Below are 18,678 nucleotides of genomic sequence, written 5' to 3'. Positions count from 1 at the left end.
GTCCGGTACCACCTGGAGTTCGGCATGACCCGTACCACCCCGCCGCGGCCGGCCGATGTCGCTGCCGTCTTCCCACGGCTGGGCCCGTTGGCCCGGACGGCGACCCGGCTGCACCCGCGGCCCGGTTCGCCGTCCCGCCGGGACAGCTCGGTCGGGGGCCCGCTGCTGTGGCCCTCGGCCGAGCCGTGGCCGCACTGCGAGGGCACGCACTGGGCGCCGGATGTGCTTCCGGCGACTTCACCGGCGGATGTCAGGCTGCTGCGCGAGATCCGGTCAGCAGTCACCAGCCGGCCCCCGGAGGACCGTTTCTACACTCCAGATGAACGCGCCGTGGTGGAACGGATCAACGCCGGCCACCCGTGTCCGGCGGGTCCGGTCGCGTTGCTGCCCGTGGCCCAGCTGTACGTCCGTGAGGTGCCTGGCCTGCGCCCGCCCGAAGGGGCGGACCTGCTGCAGGTGCTGTGGTGCCCGTTCGACCACCCGGGGGAGATCATGCCCAGAACCGAGCTGTTCTGGCGATCCGCCGCCGCGGTCGGCGGTGTCCTCACCACGCCGCCGGAGCCCGCGGCGATGCAGCACAGGGGCTACCTGCCGGAACCGTGCCTGCTCTCCCCCGAGCAGGTCACCGAGTACCCGCTGACCGTCGAGCTGGAGCCGGACCTGTGCGAGGAGATCGAGGCATGGAGCGTCCGGCAGAAGGCGGGGGCGCTGCCGGGCAGCGCCTATGAGGGGATGGAGGAGATGTACTACGACAGGGAGTTGGCCGTCTCCCCCGGCTGGAAGGTCGGCGGCTGGGCGCCCTGGAGCTTCACCGATCCCACCACCCGGCACTGCCGTGTCTGCGACAGCCCGATGGAGCCGATGCTGACCATCGCGTCGAGGGAACGGAAGACCGGCGTCGACAGCTGGACGCCCCTGGAAGACCAGGCGGCGGCCGCCTCTCCCCCGGATGCCGTTCCCCCGGATCCGACGACCCCGACCCAGGTCACCATCGGCGACGCCTACCACCAGCAGATCTACGCCTGCCCCGCGTCTCCGGAGCACCCGCACACCGCCCTGGTGCAGTAGCCGTCGCCGTACGGTACCGAGGGGTTGCCGCACGCGTGCGACAGCCCGGCGCCCTGACCGAGCGCGAGGCGCGTCCGAAGTTCGGGACACCGCTCAGGGCACGACGGCGACGACACCCGTGGATGGCAGGGCCGTCGTCGACTCCAGGTCCGATACTTGGACCGGCGAGCCCGCCACCTACACCGGCCAGAGGCACGACTTCTACACGACTTCTAAGCTCACCTGGAGGTACCGATGAGGATGTTGATCAACGTCGCGGAGACCGTCGTCGCCGACGCGCTGCGGGGGATGGCGGCGGCGCATCCCGAGCTGGTGGTGGATGCCGAGAACCGGGTGATCGTGCGGCGGGACGCGCCGGTGGCGGAGAAGGTGGCGCTGGTGTCGGGGGGTGGCAGTGGGCATGAGCCGCTGCACGGGGGGTTCGTCGGGCCCGGGATGCTGGACGCGGCCTGCCCGGGGGAGGTGTTCACCTCGCCGGTGCCGGACCAGATGGTGCGTGCCGCGGCGGCCGTGGACAGCGGGCGTGGTGTGTTGTTCGTGGTGAAGAACTACACGGGGGACGTGCTCAACTTCCAGATGGCGCAGGAGCTGGCGGAGGACGAAGGGGTGCAGGTCGCCTCCGTGTTGGTGGATGACGATGTCGCGGTGACCGACTCGACGTTCACGGCGGGGCGGCGCGGGACCGGCGCGACGCTGTTCGTGGAGAAGATCGCCGGGGCGGCGGCCGAGGAGGGGATGCCGCTGGAGCGGGTGGAGGCGGTGGCCCGGCAGGTCGTCGCCTCCTCGCGCAGCTTCGGGGTGGCGCTCAGTGCGTGTACGACGCCGGCGAAGGGCAGCCCGACGTTCGATCTGCCTGCCGGTGAGCTGGAGTTGGGGGTGGGGATCCACGGCGAGCCGGGGCGGGAGCGGCGCGCGATGATGACCTCGCACGAGATCGCGGACTTCGCGGTGGATGCGATTCTGGAGGACCTTCAGCCTCGGCTGCCGGTGCTGGTACTGGTCAACGGCATGGGTGCGACGCCGCTGCTGGAGCTGTACGGCTTCCACGCGGAGGTGCGCCGGGTGCTGGACGAGCGGGGCGTGGCGGTGGCCCGGACCCTCGTCGGGAACTATGTGACGTCGCTGGACATGGCAGGCTGCTCGGTGACGCTGTGTCAGGTGGATGGGGAGCTGCTGCGGCTGTGGGACGCGCCGGTGCAGACGGCGGGGCTCCGCTGGGGCCGCTGAGGTCCCCCCGCGCACCCGCTCAGTGACCGAACGACCTAAGGAGAGTAGCCCGTGTCCGCAACGGCCCTGGATGCCGCGTTCTTCGTACGCTGGATGACGGCGGCGGCCACCGTCATCGACCGGGAGGCCGACCGGCTCACCGAGCTGGATTCGGCCATCGGTGACGCCGACCACGGCAGGAACATGCAGCGTGGGTTCGCGGCGGTGGTCAAGACGGTGGCGGAGGGCGAGCCGCCGGCGACGCCCGGTGCGGTGCTGGTCGCCGCCGGGCGGCAGTTGATTTCGAGTGTGGGCGGCGCGTCCGGGCCGTTGTACGGGACGCTGCTGCGGCGTGCCGGCAAGGCGCTCGGCGAGGCGGCGGAGGTGTCGGCGGAGGAGTTGCGGGCGGCGCTGGGCGCCGGTGTGGCCGCGGTGGGGCAGCTCGGCGGGTCGGCGCCGGGTGACAAGACGATGCTCGATGCGCTGGAGCCGGGGGTGGCGGCGCTGGCGACCTCGTTCGACGCGGCGGCCGAGGCCGCCGGGGAGGGCGCCTCGGCGACCGTACCGATGCAGGCCAGGAAGGGCAGGGCCAGCTATCTGGGCGAGCGCAGTATCGGGCATCAGGATCCGGGGGCGACGTCGTCGGCGCTGCTGTTCGAGGCGCTCGCGGAGGTGGCGAAGTGAGCGCGGCGCAGGCACAGGCGGGCGGCGGCGGTGCGGCCGGTGACGGGGGTGCGCTGGTCGGAGTGGTGCTGGTGTCGCACAGCGGGCCGGTCGCCGAGTCCGTCGCGACGTTGGCCGTCGGACTGGCCGGAGGCGGGGCGCAGGCTCCGGTGGCGGCCGCGGGCGGTACGCCGGACGGCGGGCTGGGGACCAGTTCGGAGCTGATCACCGAGGCGGCGCGGGCGGTGGACCGCGGTGCGGGGGTGGCGATCCTGGTCGACCTGGGCAGCGCGGTGCTGACCGTCAAGGCGCTGATCGCCGAGGGGGACGAACTCCCCGAGGGCGCACGGCTGGTGGACGCGCCGTTCGTGGAGGGGGCGGTGGCCGCGGTGGTCACCGCTTCGGCGGGGGCGGATCTGGACGCCGTCGCGGCGGCGGCAGCGGAGGCGTACGGGTACCGCAAGGAGTGACGGGCGGGGGGGGGGGGCGGGCGGGGGGGGGGCGCGGCCACCGCCCCGTTCAGGGCTTGCGGGCGACGGCCGCGTAGCAGGAGGCCTCCGCGTCGGTGACGTGGGTGGCGTCCTCGGGGCGGTCGGGGCGCCATTGGTGGGAGAGGGTGACGCCGGGGTCCAGCAGCTCCCAGCCGTCGAAGAAGCGGGCGAACGCGGCGCGGGGGCGGAACTGCAGGACGGTCCCGGCGTCGGCGTAGATCTTGAGGATCTGCTCCATCGCCTCGGGGCTGAAGTCCGCCGTGGCGTGCGTCATCGCCAGGACCGAGCCGCTGGGGAGTGCGGACTTGAGGGTCTCGACGATGCCGTGGGCGCGGTCGTGGCCGTCGTCGGGGACGAAGTGCATCAGGGCGTTGAGGCTGAGTGCGACGGGCCGGCTCAGGTCGAGGGTGTCGAGGAGCCGCGGTGCGCCGAGGATGCCTTCGGGGTCGGTGACATCGGCGTGGAGGTAGGCCGTGCGGCCCTCGGGCCTGCCGTGCAGGAGGGCCGCGGCGTGCGCGAGGACGATGGGGTCGTTGTCGGTGTAGACCACCCGGGCGTCGGGGGTGACGTCCTGGGCGATGTCGTGGAGGTTCGGCCGGGTGGGGATGCCGGTGCCGATGTCGAGGAACTGCCGCAGGCCGGATGCGGCCAGGAAGCGGGTGGCGCGGTGCATGAACTCGCGGTTGATGCGGGCGGCGACCAGCGCGGCGGGGAAGACGCCCAGCACGCTGCCGGCGGCCATCCGGTCGGCCAGGAAGTTGGTCTTGCCGCCCAGGAAGTAGTCGTAGATCCGGGACGAGTGGGCCCGGTCCAGCTGTAGGTCCACCACGGGCTCGTGGTCGTTCATCGTCCGCTGCCTCCCCAGTACGGCATACCGCCGCCCCCGTCCCCTTCCGGCGGCCAGGGGGCGCACTCTTTGGAGCCGTGCGCCCTCGGTGTGCGCAACACGCCTCCGTGGACACGGCTGTTGGAGCACTGCCCGGTCCGCCCGGGATCATGCGGGGCACACACCCCGCACAGGTTGTGACGATTCGGGCCGCGAATGTCACGGGCTGTCACATCACGTTGTCACGGGTAGTCATATGAATACGCAGCGGAAGATTTTTGCGTCTCCCATGCCACAAACGGGCCCACTTTCCTGTTCATTGGAGGGTGAGGGCAAACCGTCCTCCCGCTGCCGCCGTCGCCTCGGCGCCCCGTCAGCGGTGCACGGCGACCGGAACGAGGACGGCTCGTGAGCGCTGACCGGGACCGACTTCCAGCGGCGTGCGCCCCGGCGCACGCCTGCATCACGGAGTTAGCCGCGCCCTCCCGCTGCCCACCGACGGCCCGCGCGCCGGGGCCGTCCGACCACCGGCTGTCGATCACCTTCGAGGCGTTCCTGGCGACCCATGCCGGCAAGTGGCTGACCTACGCCTATCTGCACACGGGCAGCGAGACCGCGGCCCGCGAGGTCACCCTGTCCGCGTACGAGCAGCTCGGCCGGCTGTGGCCGCACGCGCTGCGGCAGGCCTCGGTCGAGGCGTACGCCTGGTCGGTCCTCAAGGAGCGGGTGGTGGAGTGGCTCTACGACCACCAGCAGCCCACCGCGCTCACCGAGACCGCCGCCTTCGCCGTCGTCGCGCACGCCCTGCTGCGCGAGTGCCAGCAGCAGTTCGCCATGTTGGAGAGCCAGTTGGGGCTGTACGCCGCCATCGCCCGGCTGCCGGAGCGACAGTGCGACGTGATCGTGCTGCGGCATGTCATCGGCTACAGCGACGCCCAGATCGGGGGGCTGCTCGGGGTCGACGAAGTCACCGTCCGCTCCTATGCGAGCCGCGGCAAGCGCAAGCTCGCCGCGGCTCTCGGCATCGACCAGGGAAACACCAGGGGGAACTGAACCATGTCGCACCCACGCCCGGCCGGCCGCCGGGAGACCGTCGAGACGCTGCTGAGCGCCGCCGCCGCGGTGTCCGGAATCGACGGCCTGGCCGGCATCTGCGACCTCGCCGACCGTACTGTGCCCGGCGGCCCCGGCGCACGGACCGTCGCCCTGCGGACGGGGGCGGACGGGCCACGGGCGGCGGTGCTGCCGGGGCACGCCGACCGCGGGGCGCCCAGCGCCTACCCCAGCGCCCGCGACGAGGCCACCCACGAACTCCAGCTGGCCTGTGCGTTGGTGGTCAACGCCGCGGCGGCCGCGGCCAGCCTGGAGCGGCTGGTCAACGACCACCACATCGACCCCGAGGGCGCGCTGGTCTTCGCCTGTCTGCTGCACATCACCGGACGCTGCGACGCGGCGCACTTCTGGTGGCACTTCGGCGCCGGCGCCGGCAGCCGGACCGCGGCCTACTGCCTGTACCTCTCCCACCGCCGCAACGGCGAGTACCGCGACGCCGCCTACTGGCGCGAGCAGGCCGCGCACGCCCCCGACGAGGAGCGCCCGTCGGGGGCGGCGTTCGACGACAAGCAGCTGCTGCCGGACGCCGCCCGGCACAACCTCCTGGTCCAGTGGCACAGCGGGCTCGCCCCGACCCTGCCGACGGCCCTGGAGAACGTGATCAACCGGCTGGTCGTGGACAGCGACGACGAGGACTTCGGCGAGATCCCGCGCCCGTCGCCCACCCTCGTCCAGGATCTCGGCCGGGCCGGCCGGGGCGGGTTTGCCCCGGGCCGGCCCGGTGGCACGCTCAGAGGAAACTGACGCCCTGCGCGAGCGGCAGCTCCGCCGAGTAGTTCACGGTGTTGGTGGCCCGCCGCATATAGGCGCGCCAGGCGTCGGAGCCGGACTCGCGGCCGCCGCCGGTCTCCTTCTCGCCGCCGAACGCACCGCCGATCTCCGCGCCGGACGTGCCGATGTTGACATTGGCGATACCGCAGTCGGACCCGTCCGCGGCCAGGAACCGCTCGGCCTCGCGCTGGTCGCGGGTGAAGATGCTGGAGGACAGGCCCTGCGGAACGCCGTTGTGCAGGGCGATGGCCTCCTCAAGGGTGCGGTAGGTCAGCACGTACAGGATCGGCGCGAAGGTCTCGGTGCGGACGATCTCGGTCTGCTCGGGCATCCGGACGATCGCCGGCCGGACGTAGGCGGCGTGCGGGGCCTGGTCCGTCAGGCACCGTTCGCCGCCGGCCAGCAGCTTGCCGCCACAGCGCTGCGCCTCGGCCAGCGCCTCGGACATCGCCGTGTGGGCGGCGGTGCTGATGAGCGGGCCGACGAGGGTGGCCGGGTCGAACGGGTCGCCCAGCGGCAGCTGTCCGTAGGCGTGCACGATCCGCTCGACGAGGCGGTCGGCGAGGTCCTCGTGGACGATCAGCCGGCGCAGCGTCGTACAGCGCTGGCCCGCGGTGCCCGCCGCGGAGAAGACGACGCCGCGGACGGTGAGGTCAAGGTCCGCCGAGGGGGCGACCACGGCGGCGTTGTTGCCGCCGAGTTCGAGTAGGCAGCGGCCGAAGCGGGCGGCGACCCGGGGCGCGACCTGCCGTCCCATCCCTACCGAGCCGGTCGCGCTGACCAGCGCCACCCGGGGGTCGTCGACCAGCCGCCGGCCGCACTCCCGGTCCCCGAGCAGCAGCCGGTGCACCCCGGCCGGCGCCCCCACGTCGGCGGCCGCGCGGGCCAGCAGCCCGTCGCAGGCCAGGGCGGTGAGCGGGGTCAGCTCGGACGGCTTCCACACGACGGTGTCGCCGCAGACCAGGGCGACGGCGGTGTTCCAGGACCAGACGGCGACGGGGAAGTTGAAGGCGGACAGGACGCCGACCACGCCGAGCGGGTGCCAGCTCTCCGACAGCCGGTGACCGGGCCGCTCGCCGGCGATGGTCCGGCCGTAGAGCTGCCGGGACAGGCCGACGGCGAAGTCGCAGATGTCGATCATCTCCTGCACCTCGCCGAGCGCCTCGGAGCGGATCTTGCCGGCCTCGATGGTGACCAGGTCGGCGAGGTCCTCCCGGTGGGCGGTCAGGAGTTCGCCCAGCCGCTTGACGAGTGCGCCGCGCCGCGGGGCGGGCACGGTGCGCCAGTCCTCGAACGTGCGGTGCGCCTCGGCGACGGCCGCGTCGGCCTGCTCGGGGGTGGTGGCGGCGAGGTGGGCGAGGGTTTCGCCGGTCAGCGGCGTACGGGCGAGGACGGTGTCGGCCGCCGCGGCACCCGTGTACGCGTCGAGGTCCACGCCGCAGCGGCCGAGGGCGGCTGCCGCGCGGGCGCGCAGGGCGTCGGTGTCGGGGAGCCGGTGGCCGGCGGAGTCGGTGGCGGGCATGGCGGAACTCCTGGGTGAAGGTGGGGTGGGCGGTGGGTCAGCGGGCCGGGTCCGGGACGCCCGGATCCGCGCCGGCCGGTTCGGTGTCGACGAGTTCCCCGTCGTCCAGTGCGCGCAGCGCCGCGCTCGCCTGCAGGGTGAACAGTGCCTGCCGCAGCGAGTGGTCCTGCTGCCGGGCGCAGAGCGCGAACGGGTCGAGCACCGGCCGGCCGATCGCCTCGGACAGGCGGTGTGCGTCGAAGGGGTCGCCCGCCAGGTCCGCGTCACGGGTGCCGTCGCCGGTCAGGTTGGAGCGGAAGATGCCGGCGGCGGAGCGGGGCAGGAAGTCCTCGTAGACGACGGGGTGGGCGGTGAGCCAGCCCTGGGTGAGCAGGCCGGCGAGATCGGCGGGCGGGCGCCGGCCGTCCCGGGGCCGGTCGGTGGCCGGCTGGTAGGTGAAGAACGCCTGGTGCGCGACGGCGAGTTGGTGCTCGGTGGGGGGAAAGCCCTGGCGCCACAGGTCGCGGGCCACCGCCTGCCGGTCGGCGCCCGGGCTGCGCGCCATCCGGCGGTCGGTCTCCGCCATGAGGTGGTCGTAGCGGGCCCGGCCGGCGCGGGTCAGGGCGATGCCGCGCGCCTCGACCTCGCCGAAGCGGACCCGGAGCGATCCGACGGTGACCCGGCCGTCGGCCGCGCGGAACCTGCGGGGCTCGGCCAGCGCCCGGAAGGAGGTCTGGCGCAGCAGGACGTCGGGGCCCTCCCAGCGCGGCGGCCCCTGGATCCGGTCGATCATGGTGATGCCGCGCTCCGCCATCCGCTGGTAGAGGGCGTCGATGTCCAGGACGCGCGGGGTGAGGTGGTTGATGTGTGTGGTCGTCACCCCGCCGATGTCGGCGGCGACCGCGGAGATGCGCTCCAGTTCGGTGTACCAGGCGCGGTCGACGGGTTCCGGGGAGAGCGCGAACGCGGCGACCGCCAGGGTGAGGAGGCGTTCGGCCTGCGGCTCGGGGAGCCCTGCGGTCTGCTCCGCGCGTTCGGCCAGGGCGAGGAGTTCCGGCGGGAAGAGCTGCCGGCGGGCGAGGAAGGCCTCGACCCGGGCTGCCAGGCCGGCGTCGAAGAAGCGGCGGTCGGAGGTGGTCAGCAGCGAGGTGAAGACCCGGAAGGGGTTGCGGTCCAGCTCCTCGCCGCCGATCGGCCGGAAGGCGGTGGAGACGACGGGTACGGCGCCCTCGTCGCCGTCCCTGAGGTCGTAGAAGCCCACCGGGTGCATGCCGAACGCGGCGAAGATCTGGGCGGCCTGGCGCAGTTCCGCGGGGGTGCCGACGCGGATCGCGCCGTGGCGTTCCGCGGTGACCCGGCTGATGCCGCCGAGCCGGCCCGCGTCCGGATCCCGGGCCGCGACCTCGTCGTTGACCTGCCCGGCCACGTCCAGCAGCGTGGTGTACGCGGGGACTTCGGTGCCGTACATGGCGGAGAGCCGGCGGGCGAACGCGGCGCGCAGTTGCCAGGTGGGGACCATACGCAGCTCCGGGGGTCGGGGCGGACCGGGTCAGATGATGTGGGCCTCGGGGCGGCCGGCGGGACGGGTGGTGTCGTCGAAGCGGGTGGCGGCGAGCGGCCCGATGTCGACGAACGGCTCGCGGCCCAGGTACAGGTCGCGGACGAGTTCGCCCACGGCGGGGGCCTGCAGAAAGCCGTGGCCGGAGAAGCCGGTGGCGTACAGGAACCGGCCGGGCCGGCGGGCCTCGCCGATCAGCGCGTTGCGGTCGGGGGTCATCTCGTAGAGGCCGGCCCAGCCGTCGACGACGGGCAGGCGGGCGAGTTCCGGTGCCCGGCGGGCCGCCGCGGCACGGAACGGGGCGAGCCATTCGCGGGTGAAGTCCCGTTGGAATCCGGGCTGTTGGCGGGGGTCGGACAGGCCCATGAGCAGACCGCCGGCGCCGTCGTTGTGGAAGTAGAGGGTGGAGTCGAAGTCGAGGGTGAAGGGGATGCGGGGCGGTGCGGGGCGCAGCGGCCCGGTGAAGGCGATCTGCCGGCGCAGCGGGGTGACGGGCAGGTCGACGCCCGCCATGGCGCCGACGGCCCCGGACCAGGCGCCCGCGCAGCAGATGACGGCGGGGGTGCGGACGGTGCCGTGCGGGGTGCGGACGGCCTGCACGGCACCGTCGGCGGTGTCGAGGGCGGTGACCGGGCAGTGGGTGCGCACGCCGGCGCCGAGCCGGCGGGCGGCGTGCAGATAGCCGGTCACCGCGGAGCGCGGCAGCGCGTAGCCGTCGGTGGGTGAGAAGGCGGCGGCGACGATGCCGCCCGGGTCGAGGTACGGGCACAGCTCCTGGGCGGCGCGCGGGCTGATGATGCGGCTGGGGACGCCGTATGCGTTCTGGGTCCGCACTCCCTCGGTGAAGATGGCCAGTTCGCGGTCGTCGCCGAGGAGGAAGAGGTAGCCGACGGACTCCAGTCCCACGGCGGCGCCGGGCCGCCGGGCGAAGTCCCGCCAGGCGTCCAGGCTGCGCAGGCCGAGCTGGATGTTGAGCGGGTCGGAGAACTGGGCGCGGACGCCGCCGACGGGTTTGCCGGACGAGCCGGACGCGGGCCGGTCGCGCTCCAGCAGGAGCACTCCGGTCACGCCCGCCTCGGCCAGGTGGAACGCGATGCTCGCCCCGATGACACCGCCGCCGATGATCACGACGTCGGCCTGTTCGGGGAGGGGGACCCGGGCCTTCGCCGAGGTCGCGGTGGATGCCATCCGGGCCGCCTTCCGGTCTGCTGGTGCGGTACGGAGTGGTGGGTGGGAGGTCGGACGCACCGGTGCGGGTGGAGCGCGGTCACCGGTGGTTCAGATGGTGACGGGCGGGCGGTGCCGCGTCCATCCACAGTTGCTGGACGCGATCTATTAAGACTTCTGGGCCCCAGGGGGTTTGGCAAGGCGGCGCACGGGGCCGGGCGGGCCGGTGGCGCTGGGTAGGGTGCCGCCATGGAATTGCCAGGGGTCCAGCTCAGGACGCTGCTGGAGCTGACCCGGAGCGGCACGATGACCGCGGCGGCCGCGGCCCTGGGCTATACGCCGGGCGCGGTCTCGCAGCACATCGCGGCGCTGGAGCGGGCCACCGGCTCGGAGCTGGTCCGGCGGGCCGGGCGCCGGGTGGAGCTGACGGACGCCGGGCACACGCTCGCCGACCACGCGGAGCGGATCCTGGCCGCGCAGGCGGAGGCGGTGGCGGCGCTGGAGCGGGGCCGCGGGGAGCCGCGGGCGCGGCTGCGGCTGGGGGTGTTCGGTATGGCGGCCGCGGTGCTGCTGCCGCCGGCCCTGCGCCGGCTGGGTGCCCGGCACCCCGGTGTGCGGGTGGAGAGCCGCGAGGTGGAGGTCGACCAGGCGTACGCGGAGGTGTGCGCCGGACGGGTGGAGCTGGCGCTCGGGCTGGACTATCCGGACGCGCCGCTGGTCCGGGACGGCGCGGTGGAGCTGGTGCGGCTGCGCTCCGAACGGTTCTCGCTCGCGGTGCCCAGTGGGCGGCCGCCATGGGACGTGCCGGAGGGGCGGGCGGGTGCGCTGCGGCTCGCGGAGACCGCCGACTGCGACTGGATCCTGCCGGCGGCCGGCTCGTACTACGGGCGGGCGATCCGCGCCGTGTGCCGCCGGGCGGGCTTCGAGCCGCAGGTGGTCCACGAGGTGACCGACACAGCCACGTCGCTGGCGATGGTCGGGGCGGGGCTGGGCGTCGCGCCGCTGACGGAGCTGATGCTGCGGCTGCGCTCGCAGGGCATCACGGCGGTGCCGCTGCGGGATCCGGTCGTCCGCCACATCGTGGTCGCGGTCGGCTCCGCGGCGCGCCGCAGGCCGTCGGTGGCGGCGCTGATCGACGCGCTGCGGGAGGGCGCCACGCCGTAGCGAAGGGCCCGCCTCACCCCGACGGAGCCGCTCGGCGCGCCCGTTCCGGCGGCCTCCCGCACCCTGGAGCGGCCCCACCGCGTCCGGCCCTGGAGGTACCGGTGAAAGCCGCCCGTCTGCTCGCGCTGGCCGCGCTGCTCGCCGTCGGCACCGGCCTGCCGACCGCCCCCTGGGCGCCCGCCGCCGAGCCGCACCGCACGGCCGCCCGGCCCGCCCTGTACGAGACCACCGATCTGGCGCTGTCCGGGCAGGGCGCGCACACCTACCGCATTCCGGCGCTGACCACCCTGCCGGACGGCACCCTCCTCGCGGCCTACGACCGGCGCAACGACAGCGGGGCCGATCTGCCGGGGAACGTGGACGTGATGGTCCGGCGGAGCACCGACGACGGGCGCACCTGGAGCGCCCCCAGGGCGGTGGTGGACTACGACGGCGGGGTGGGCGCGGGCGACCCGAGTCTGCTCGTCGACCGGCAGACCGGCCGGGTCTTCCTCTTCCACGCGTACGCGCCCAAGGGCGTCGGCTTCGGCAGCGCGGGGAGCGGCAACGCCCACGACAGCACCCGTGTGCTGCACACCGACTACAGCTACTCCGACGACGGCGGCCGCAGCTGGCGCAACCGGCGGCTGACCCGCGACCTCAAGGACCCGTCCTGGCGTGGCATCTTCGCCTCCTCGGGGGCCGGCAGCCAGCTCTCCGGGGGGCGGCTGTTGCAGCAGTACGCGTTCCGCAAGGCGGACGGCAGCATGTGGGCGGCCAGCGCGTACAGCGACGACCACGGCGCGAGTTGGCACATGGGCGAGCCGGTGGGCCCGCGGATGGACGAGAACAAGACCGTCGAGCTGGCCGATGGCCGCATCATGCTCAACAGCCGTACCAACGGCGTCAGAAGGCGGCTGGTCGCCCACTCGCGGGACGGCGGGCTGACCTACAGCGCCCCGGCCGCGGACGACGAGCTGATCGATCCGGCGAACAACGCCTCGATCCTGCGCTACGACCCGTGGGCGCCGGCCCGTCAGCCGCGTGCCCACTGGCTGCTGTTCAGCAACACGGCGAGCACCGGCGCGCGCGAGAACCTGACCGTGCGGGCGTCCTGCGACGACGGGCGGAGCTGGCCGATCGCCCGGACCGTCGCGCCGGGCGCGGCGGCCTACTCGACGCTGACCCGGCTGCGGGACGGCACCTTCGGGCTGCTGTACGAATCCGGCCCGTACCGGAAGATCACCTTCGCCCGGTTCGACGGCGCGTGGCTGGGGATGCGCTGCCCGGCCTCCCGACCGTCAGCCGGGCGCACCGCCGCTTCACACGGACGGGCCGGGTGAAGCGGGCGGCCACACCGGGCGGCTGCCGTCGGGGACGGCGGCCAGCGCATGACCGACCGTGGGGTAGCAGGAGAAGACGTTGAGGGACTGGGTGCCGATCAGCAGCCGCAGCATCCGCACGCCGAGCGACGCCAGCAGCAGCCGCCCCTCCAGCCTCCGGCACAGCCATTCCAGGGCGAGCAGACAGCTCAGCCCCCGCGAGTCGCAGAAGCGCAGGGCGGTCAGATCGAGCACCAGGAAGCGGTGGCCGGCCGAGACCACGGACCGCGCCTCGGAGAGAAAGGCCTGCTCGGTGCGGAGGTCCAGCTCCCCGCTGACCCGCAGGACCGCACACTCCTCCGCCTCCACGATCGCAGTGACCGCCAACGACCGCATCTCCGAGCTCATGGCGTCCACCCTAAGCGCCAGGGGCGGGGGCACCACCCCGACGGTCCCGCCGGCCGTCGGGCACCGGCCGGTCGTGGCCGGTGGGCGCGGGGGGGGTGGATGTTGTGGACGACGGGCCCGCCACCAGGCCCGTACGGGCACGCGGCCGGGCGGTGGGCCCGGGGGACGCGGTCAGAAAGCAGGCAGAAACGGGCAGGTTTTCCGTGGTGACGGGCAGCTCTGCGCAGGTGGCTGCTTGCTATAAACCTGATGCGGACGGAAACGGGCAGTCCCGTGACCGAACGGAAGCCGGAATCAGCCAGAAATCGGGCAGGAGTGAGCCATGAGGGCAGAGGAACGCCAGCACCGCATCCTCGCGCTCGCCCGGCAGTCCGGCCGGGTCGAGGTCGCCGATGCCGCAGCCGAGTTCGGGGTGGCCCGCGAGACCGTACGGCGGGACCTGAGCGAGCTGGAGCGCCGGGGCCTGATCCGCCGCACGCACGGCGCGGCCTATCCGGTGGAGAGCGCCGGCTTCGAGACCACGCTGGCCCGGCGCGAGACGCAGCTGGTGGCGGAGAAGCGCCGGATCGCCGCGGCCGCGGCGGCGCTGGTCGGCGAGGCCGAGACGGTGTTCGTCGACGAGGGCTACACACCGGAGCTGGTCGCCGTGCTGCTGCCCACCGACCGTCCGCTCACCGTGATCACCGCGTCGCTGCGGACCGCGTCGCTGGTCGCGGCGTCCGAGTCGACCACCGTCCTGCTGGCCGGCGGGCGGGTCCGCTCCGGTACGCAGGCGACGGTGGGGTCCTGGGCCCGGGACATGCTCGCCCGATTCGTGATCGACCTGGCCTTCATCGGAGCCAACGGCGTCTCCCGGGAGCACGGTCTGACCACCCCCGATCCGGCGGTCGCCGAGGTGAAGGAGCAGGCCGTGCGCTCCTCGCGGCGGCGGGTGCTGGTCGCGGTGCACAGCAAGTTCGGCGCCAGCAGCTTCTGCCGGTTCGCCGACGTCGGCGACTTCGACACGATCGTCACCGACGCGGGCCTGTCCGCGCCGGAGGCCCACCGCTACTCCCTCCTCGGGCCGCAGGTGCTCCGGGTCTGACCGGGCGGGGCCGCCCGGACGAACCGGCCCGTACGCAACCCCACAAGTCCCGCCGACGGCCGCCCCGGCCGCCGGACGGTCTCCCCATCGTGCCCGCGGGCACCCAGACGTCCCCCGTACGTCCCCAGAAAGGCAAGAGCCGTGAGAGCACGATCCCCCATGCGCAGCCGTACCTGCCGCGCCGTAGGACTGACCTCGGTCGCCCTGGCCCTGACGCTGTCCACCGCCGGCTGCTCCGGCGGCTTCGGCGCCACGGGCAAGGGCGGTTCCGACACCCTCAACGTGCTGATGGTGAACAACCCGCAGATGGTGGATCTGCAGAAGCTCACCGCCGAGCACTTCACCAAGAAGACCGGCATCAAGGTGAACTACACCGTGCTGCCGGAGGACGACCTGCGCGACAAGATGAGCCAGGACTTCTCCAGCCAGGCCGGGCAGTACGACGTGGCCAGTCTCAGCAACTACGAGACGCCGATGTACGCCCTCAACGGATGGCTCGCCCCGCTCGGCGAACGGGCCGCCAAGGACCCGAAGTTCGACCAGAAGGACATCCTCGCGCCGCTCCGCAAGTCCCTCACCGCCGTCGACGGCCAGATGTACGCGCAGCCCTTCTACGGCGAGTCGTCGTTCCTGATGTACCGCAAGGACCTGTTCAAGGAGGCCGGGCTGTCCATGCCCAAGCGGCCGACCTGGCAGCAGGTCGCCTCCATGGCCGCCGAGCTGGACGGCTTCCGCAAGGACATGAAGGGCATCTGCCTGCGCGGCCAGCCCGGTTGGGGCCAGGTGATCGCCCCGTTGTCCACGGTCGTCAACACCTTCGGCGGCACCTGGTTCACCAAGGACTGGAAGGCGCAGCTCGACAGCCCCGAGTTCACCAAGGCCACCCAGTTCTACGTCGATCTGGTCCGCAAGCACGGAGAGGCGGGCGCGCCGCAGGCCGGCTACACCGAGTGCCTCAACGACATGCAGCAGGGCAAGGTCGCCATGTGGTACGACGCGACCGCCGGCGCCGGCTCCCTGGAGGGCACCGGCTCCAAGGTCGCCGGGAAGGTCGGCTACGCACCGGCCCCGGTCGACCGGACGTCCAGCTCCGGCTGGCTGTACACCTGGGCCTGGGGCGTGCAGAAGGCCAGTAGGAACCAGGACGCGGCGTGGAAGTTCATCAGCTGGGCCTCCAGCAAGGAGTACGAGCAGTTGGTGGGCCGCAAGCTGGGCTGGGCCAACGTGCCCGCGGGCAAGCGGGCGTCCACCTACCAGAACCCGCAGTACGTCCGGGCGTCCGGAGCGTTCGCCCAGGCGACGAAGGACGCGATCAGCTCGGCCCGGCCGGACGACCCGGGCGTGCAGCCGCGTCCGGCCCCCGGCATCCAGTTCGTCGGCGTCCCCGAGTTCGCCGACCTGGGCACCAAGGTCTCCCAGGAAGTGAGCTCGGCGATCGCCGGCAAGCAGAGCGTTTCCGAGGCCCTGGAGAAGAGCCAGCGGCTGGCGCAGGAGGTGTCGGATGCCTACCACAGCCGCTGAGCCGACCCGGCGCGTCCCCCACGGCCGGGGCACCGTCCCGGCCGACGGCGGCAGACGGACGGCCCGTGCCCGGCGGGCGCAGCGGGCCAAGGACTGGGCCCGACGGGCTCCGCTGCTGCCCGCGCTGGTCTTCCTGATCGTCGTGACCCAACTGCCCTTCGTGGCCACCGTGGTGATCTCCTTCACCCGGTGGAACGCGCTGGCGCCGGACAACCGCGGCTTCGCCGCCCTCGACAACTACGTGGCCGTCTTCACCGACCCCGCGATGCGCTCCTCGGTCCTCACGACGGTGGTGCTGACGGTGACCGTGGTGCTGGTCAGCCTGCTGCTGGGGCTGGGCCTCGCGCTGCTGCTGGACCGCGGCTTCCGCGGCCGCGGCATCGTCCGCACCCTGCTCATCACCCCGTTTTTGGTGGTGCCCGTCGCGTCCGCGCTGCTGTGGAAGCACGCCCTGTACAACGCCTCCTACGGGCTGCTCAACGGCGCGCTGACGTGGATATGGGGCCTGTTCGGCAGCGACCACCCGCCGCAGCCGGACTGGATGACCGACTCGCCGCTGGCCGCGGTGGAGGTGTCGCTGATCTGGCAGTGGACGCCGTTCATGATGCTGATCCTGCTGGCCGGTCTGCAGAGCCGGGCGACGGACGCCATCGAGGCGGCGCGGATGGACGGCGCCTCCGCCTTCGACATCTTCCGCTATCTGACGCTGCCGCACCTGCGCCGCTACCTCGAACTGGCCGCGCTGCTGGGCACCATCTACGTCGTCCAGAACTTCGACGCGGTCTTCACCATCACCTCCGGCGGCCTCGGCACCGCCAACCTCCCCTACACCATCTACCAGACCTTCTACCAGGCCCACGACTACGGACGGGCGTCCGCGCAAGGCGTCGTCGTCGTGCTGTGTTCGCTGCTGGTGGCGACCTTCGCGCTGCGCACCGTCTCGTCCCTGCTGCGCGAGGAGGTCTCCCGATGACCAGCGCACCGCTGACCCGGCGCCCCGCGGGCGCACCCGCGACCCGGCGCCGGCGGCGCACCGGCAGCCTGCTGGGCCTGGCGGCCTGGCTCTGCGGGATCGCCTTCTTCCTGCCCGTCGCCTGGATGGTGCTGACGTCCTTCCACAGCGAGACGGACGCGGCGACCAACCCGCCGAGCGTGGGCGCCCCCCTCACCCTGCACGGCTACCGCGAGTTCTTCGGCCAGGGCACCGGCGTCAGCCCCTGGCCGCCGCTGATCAACTCGCTGACCGCCTCGGTCGTCTCCACGCTGCTGGTACTGGCGCTGGCCGTACCCGCCGCGTACGCGCTGTCCATCAAGCCCGTACGCAAGTGGAGCGACGTCCTCTTCTTCTTCCTCTCCACCAAGATGCTGCCGCTGGTCGCCGGACTGCTGCCGATCTACCTCGTCGCGCAGAACACCGGGATGCTCGACAACATCTGGCTGTTGGTCGTCCTCTACACCTCGATGAACCTGCCGATCGCGGTGTGGATGATGCGGTCGTTCCTCAACGAGGTCCCGGTCGAGATGCTGGAGGCTGCGTCGATCGACGGGGCGGGGCTGCACACCACCCTGCTGCGGATCGTCGCCCCGGTCGCCATGCCCGGCATCGCCGCGACCGCCCTGATCTCCTTCATCTTCAGCTGGAACGAACTGCTCTTCGCCCGGGTCCTGACCGGGATCGTGGCCGGGACCTCCCCGGTGTTCCTGACCGGCTTCGTCACCAGCCAGGGCCTGTTCCTGGCCAAGGTGTGCGCCGCGGCCACCGTCATCTCCCTCCCGGTGCTCCTCGCCGGGTTCGCCGCCCAGGACAAGCTCGTCCAGGGCCTCTCGCTCGGAGCCGTGAAATGAAAGCCGCAGTGATCAGCGCCCCCGGCAAGGTCGAGGTCGCCACCGTGCCGGACCCCTCCCCCGGTCCCCGCGAGGTCGTGGTCGCGGTCGCCGCCTGCGGGCTGTGCGGCACCGATCTGCACATCCTCCAGGGCGAGTTCGCGCCCACCCTGCCGGTGGTCCCCGGGCACGAGTTCGCCGGTACGGTCGTCGCCACCGGCCGTGCCGTCACCGAACTCGTCGAGGGCGACCGGGTGGCCGTCGATCCCTCCCTCTACTGCCACGAATGCCACTACTGCCGCATCGGCCGCAACAACCTCTGTGAGCGCTGGTCCGCGATCGGGGTGACCACGGCCGGCGGCGCCGCGGAGTTCGCCGTCGCCCCCGTCGCGAACTGCGTCAAGCTGCCCGACCACGTACGCACCGAGGACGCGGCCCTGATCGAGCCGCTGTCCTGCGCCGTACGCGGCTACGACATCCTGCGCTCCCAGCAGTTGGGCACCCACGTCCTGATCTACGGCTCGGGCACGATGGGCCTGATGATGCTGGAGCTGGCCAAGCGCACCGGCGCGGCCGGCGTCGACGTCGTCGACATCAACCCCCGGCGGCTGGCCACCGCCCGCACCCTGGGCTGCAGCAACGCGGCCGGCTCCGCCGACGAGCTGGACCGCCCGCGCGGCTGGGACGTGGTCATCGACGCCACCGGCAACGAGCGCGCCATCCAGGACGCGCTGGGCCGGGTCGGCAGAGGCGGCACCTTCCTCCAGTTCGGCGTCGCCGACTACGCCGCGCGCGCCACCATCGAGCCGTACCGCATCTACAACCAGGAGATCACCATCACCGGCTCGATGGCCGTCCTGCACAGCTACGAACGCGCCGCCGGGCTCTTCGCGGCCGGTGTCCTCGATCCGGAGGTCTTCATCAGCGACCGGCTGCCGCTGGACGACTACGCGGAGGGGCTGGGCCGGTTCCAGGCGGGCGAGGGGCGGAAGATCCAGGTGCTGCCGTAGGG

The 18,678-nt window shown here is 73.0% G+C and carries 18 protein-coding genes; 13 read left to right on the top strand and 5 right to left on the bottom strand.

The window, feature by feature from the left end; translation table 11 throughout:
* Positions 1–24: 24 nt before the first annotated feature.
* The 4 genes from ACFWZH_RS12560 (at position 25) to ACFWZH_RS12545 (ending at position 3,407) form a co-directional block, all read left to right on the top strand.
* A complete protein-coding gene (locus tag ACFWZH_RS12560; protein WP_384428555.1) occupies positions 25–1,068 on the top strand; it encodes a hypothetical protein in 1,044 nt (347 codons plus the stop codon).
* A 234-nt stretch (positions 1,069–1,302) separates the two neighbouring features.
* Positions 1,303–2,295 (top strand): dihydroxyacetone kinase subunit DhaK, encoded by a 993-nt coding sequence (dhaK, locus tag ACFWZH_RS12555; RefSeq protein WP_384428553.1) that lies wholly within the window; start codon positions 1,303–1,305, stop codon positions 2,293–2,295.
* A 51-nt stretch (positions 2,296–2,346) separates the two neighbouring features.
* Positions 2,347–2,958, top strand: a complete 612-nt coding sequence (gene dhaL, locus ACFWZH_RS12550) for a dihydroxyacetone kinase subunit DhaL (protein WP_384428551.1) — start codon at positions 2,347–2,349, stop codon at positions 2,956–2,958.
* Positions 2,955–3,407: a PTS-dependent dihydroxyacetone kinase phosphotransferase subunit DhaM gene (locus ACFWZH_RS12545; protein WP_384428549.1), complete on the top strand. Its 453-nt coding sequence runs from the start codon at positions 2,955–2,957 to the stop codon at positions 3,405–3,407. The genes dhaL and ACFWZH_RS12545 overlap by 4 nt, the downstream gene beginning before the upstream one ends.
* Before the next feature lie 49 nt (positions 3,408–3,456).
* Here the strand turns inward: ACFWZH_RS12545 and ACFWZH_RS12540 are convergent, their stop codons facing one another.
* Positions 3,457–4,275 (bottom strand): SAM-dependent methyltransferase, encoded by an 819-nt coding sequence (locus ACFWZH_RS12540; protein ID WP_384428547.1) that lies wholly within the window; start codon positions 4,273–4,275, stop codon positions 3,457–3,459.
* A 387-nt stretch (positions 4,276–4,662) separates the two neighbouring features.
* On the opposite strand from ACFWZH_RS12540, the gene ACFWZH_RS12535 reads away from it, so the two are divergent.
* Positions 4,663–5,307, top strand: coding sequence for an RNA polymerase sigma factor (locus ACFWZH_RS12535; RefSeq protein ID WP_384428545.1), 645 nt, complete (start codon positions 4,663–4,665; stop codon positions 5,305–5,307).
* 3 nt (positions 5,308–5,310) lie between these two features.
* On the top strand, positions 5,311–6,111 hold the full coding sequence (locus ACFWZH_RS12530; RefSeq protein WP_384428543.1) for a hypothetical protein: 801 nt from the start codon (positions 5,311–5,313) through the stop codon (positions 6,109–6,111).
* Here the strand turns inward: ACFWZH_RS12530 and ACFWZH_RS12525 are convergent.
* The 3 genes from ACFWZH_RS12525 to ACFWZH_RS12515 are packed head-to-tail and all read right to left on the bottom strand — an operon-like array spanning position 6,098 to position 10,385.
* Positions 6,098–7,660, bottom strand: a complete 1,563-nt coding sequence (locus ACFWZH_RS12525) for an aldehyde dehydrogenase family protein (RefSeq protein WP_384428541.1) — start codon at positions 7,658–7,660, stop codon at positions 6,098–6,100. The two genes, ACFWZH_RS12530 and ACFWZH_RS12525, sit on opposite strands and share 14 nt — an antisense overlap.
* Positions 7,661–7,697: 37 nt before the next feature.
* Positions 7,698–9,158 carry a 2-oxoadipate dioxygenase/decarboxylase family protein gene (locus tag ACFWZH_RS12520; protein WP_384428539.1) on the bottom strand — a complete coding sequence of 487 codons (1,461 nt, stop codon included), beginning with the start codon at positions 9,156–9,158 and terminating at the stop codon, positions 7,698–7,700.
* 30 nt (positions 9,159–9,188) lie between these two features.
* Positions 9,189–10,385 carry an NAD(P)/FAD-dependent oxidoreductase gene (locus tag ACFWZH_RS12515; RefSeq protein WP_384428537.1) on the bottom strand — a complete coding sequence of 399 codons (1,197 nt, stop codon included), beginning with the start codon at positions 10,383–10,385 and terminating at the stop codon, positions 9,189–9,191.
* Positions 10,386–10,613: 228 nt separating this feature from the next.
* Between ACFWZH_RS12515 and ACFWZH_RS12510 the strand changes: the two genes are divergently transcribed.
* Positions 10,614–11,528, top strand: coding sequence for a LysR family transcriptional regulator (locus ACFWZH_RS12510; protein ID WP_384428535.1), 915 nt, complete (start codon positions 10,614–10,616; stop codon positions 11,526–11,528).
* 101 nt (positions 11,529–11,629) lie between these two features.
* Complete coding sequence (locus ACFWZH_RS12505) at positions 11,630–12,850, top strand: exo-alpha-sialidase (RefSeq protein WP_384428533.1); 1,221 nt, start codon at positions 11,630–11,632, stop codon at positions 12,848–12,850.
* On the opposite strand, the gene ACFWZH_RS12500 is transcribed toward ACFWZH_RS12505, so the two are convergent.
* Complete coding sequence (locus ACFWZH_RS12500; protein ID WP_384428531.1) at positions 12,830–13,237, bottom strand: STAS domain-containing protein; 408 nt, start codon at positions 13,235–13,237, stop codon at positions 12,830–12,832. The two genes, ACFWZH_RS12505 and ACFWZH_RS12500, sit on opposite strands and share 21 nt — an antisense overlap.
* 322 nt (positions 13,238–13,559) lie before the next feature.
* Here ACFWZH_RS12500 and ACFWZH_RS12495 point away from each other — a divergent pair, with 322 nt between their 5' ends.
* The 5 genes from ACFWZH_RS12495 (at position 13,560) to ACFWZH_RS12475 (ending at position 18,676) form a co-directional block, all read left to right on the top strand.
* Entirely contained in the window at positions 13,560–14,321 is a 762-nt protein-coding gene (locus ACFWZH_RS12495; protein WP_384428529.1) for a DeoR/GlpR family DNA-binding transcription regulator, read from the top strand.
* 159 nt (positions 14,322–14,480) lie between these two features.
* Entirely contained in the window at positions 14,481–15,842 is a 1,362-nt protein-coding gene (locus ACFWZH_RS12490; protein WP_384428527.1) for an ABC transporter substrate-binding protein, read from the top strand.
* Positions 15,823–16,815 carry a carbohydrate ABC transporter permease gene (locus ACFWZH_RS12485; RefSeq protein ID WP_384428525.1) on the top strand — a complete coding sequence of 331 codons (993 nt, stop codon included), beginning with the start codon at positions 15,823–15,825 and terminating at the stop codon, positions 16,813–16,815. The genes ACFWZH_RS12490 and ACFWZH_RS12485 overlap by 20 nt, the downstream gene beginning before the upstream one ends.
* The gene (locus ACFWZH_RS12480; protein ID WP_384428523.1) at positions 16,812–17,687 is read left to right on the top strand and encodes a carbohydrate ABC transporter permease; all 876 of its coding nucleotides are present in this window, start codon (positions 16,812–16,814) and stop codon (positions 17,685–17,687) included. Before ACFWZH_RS12485 ends, ACFWZH_RS12480 begins: the two co-directional genes overlap by 4 nt.
* Entirely contained in the window at positions 17,684–18,676 is a 993-nt protein-coding gene (locus ACFWZH_RS12475) for a zinc-dependent alcohol dehydrogenase family protein (protein ID WP_384428521.1), read from the top strand. Before ACFWZH_RS12480 ends, ACFWZH_RS12475 begins: the two co-directional genes overlap by 4 nt.
* Positions 18,677–18,678: the final 2 nt, after the last annotated feature.

The organism is Streptomyces sp. NPDC059008 (assembly GCF_042749045.1).
In the GTDB taxonomy this organism is placed as follows: domain Bacteria; phylum Actinomycetota; class Actinomycetes; order Streptomycetales; family Streptomycetaceae; genus Streptomyces.
Note: the sequence above shows the minus strand (reverse complement) of the source record. Positions and strands in the feature narration are given on the sequence as shown.

Bases quoted from the DNA above. Each gene is read 5' to 3' on its own strand.
- ACFWZH_RS12560 (WP_384428555.1), top strand. From the start codon at position 25: ATGACCCGTACCACCCCGCCGCGGCCGGCCGATGTCGCTGCCGTCTTC.
- dhaK (WP_384428553.1), top strand. From the start codon at position 1,303: ATGAGGATGTTGATCAACGTCGCGGAGACCGTCGTCGCCGACGCGCTG.
- ACFWZH_RS12540 (WP_384428547.1), bottom strand. From the start codon at position 4,275: ATGAACGACCACGAGCCCGTGGTGGACCTACAGCTGGACCGGGCCCAC.
- ACFWZH_RS12530 (WP_384428543.1), top strand. From the start codon at position 5,311: ATGTCGCACCCACGCCCGGCCGGCCGCCGGGAGACCGTCGAGACGCTG.
- ACFWZH_RS12525 (WP_384428541.1), bottom strand. From the start codon at position 7,660: ATGCCCGCCACCGACTCCGCCGGCCACCGGCTCCCCGACACCGACGCC.
- ACFWZH_RS12520 (WP_384428539.1), bottom strand. From the start codon at position 9,158: ATGGTCCCCACCTGGCAACTGCGCGCCGCGTTCGCCCGCCGGCTCTCC.
- ACFWZH_RS12515 (WP_384428537.1), bottom strand. From the start codon at position 10,385: ATGGCATCCACCGCGACCTCGGCGAAGGCCCGGGTCCCCCTCCCCGAA.
- ACFWZH_RS12510 (WP_384428535.1), top strand. From the start codon at position 10,614: ATGGAATTGCCAGGGGTCCAGCTCAGGACGCTGCTGGAGCTGACCCGG.
- ACFWZH_RS12500 (WP_384428531.1), bottom strand. From the start codon at position 13,237: ATGAGCTCGGAGATGCGGTCGTTGGCGGTCACTGCGATCGTGGAGGCG.
- ACFWZH_RS12495 (WP_384428529.1), top strand. From the start codon at position 13,560: ATGAGGGCAGAGGAACGCCAGCACCGCATCCTCGCGCTCGCCCGGCAG.
- ACFWZH_RS12490 (WP_384428527.1), top strand. From the start codon at position 14,481: ATGCGCAGCCGTACCTGCCGCGCCGTAGGACTGACCTCGGTCGCCCTG.
- ACFWZH_RS12485 (WP_384428525.1), top strand. From the start codon at position 15,823: ATGCCTACCACAGCCGCTGAGCCGACCCGGCGCGTCCCCCACGGCCGG.
- ACFWZH_RS12480 (WP_384428523.1), top strand. From the start codon at position 16,812: ATGACCAGCGCACCGCTGACCCGGCGCCCCGCGGGCGCACCCGCGACC.
- ACFWZH_RS12475 (WP_384428521.1), top strand. From the start codon at position 17,684: ATGAAAGCCGCAGTGATCAGCGCCCCCGGCAAGGTCGAGGTCGCCACC.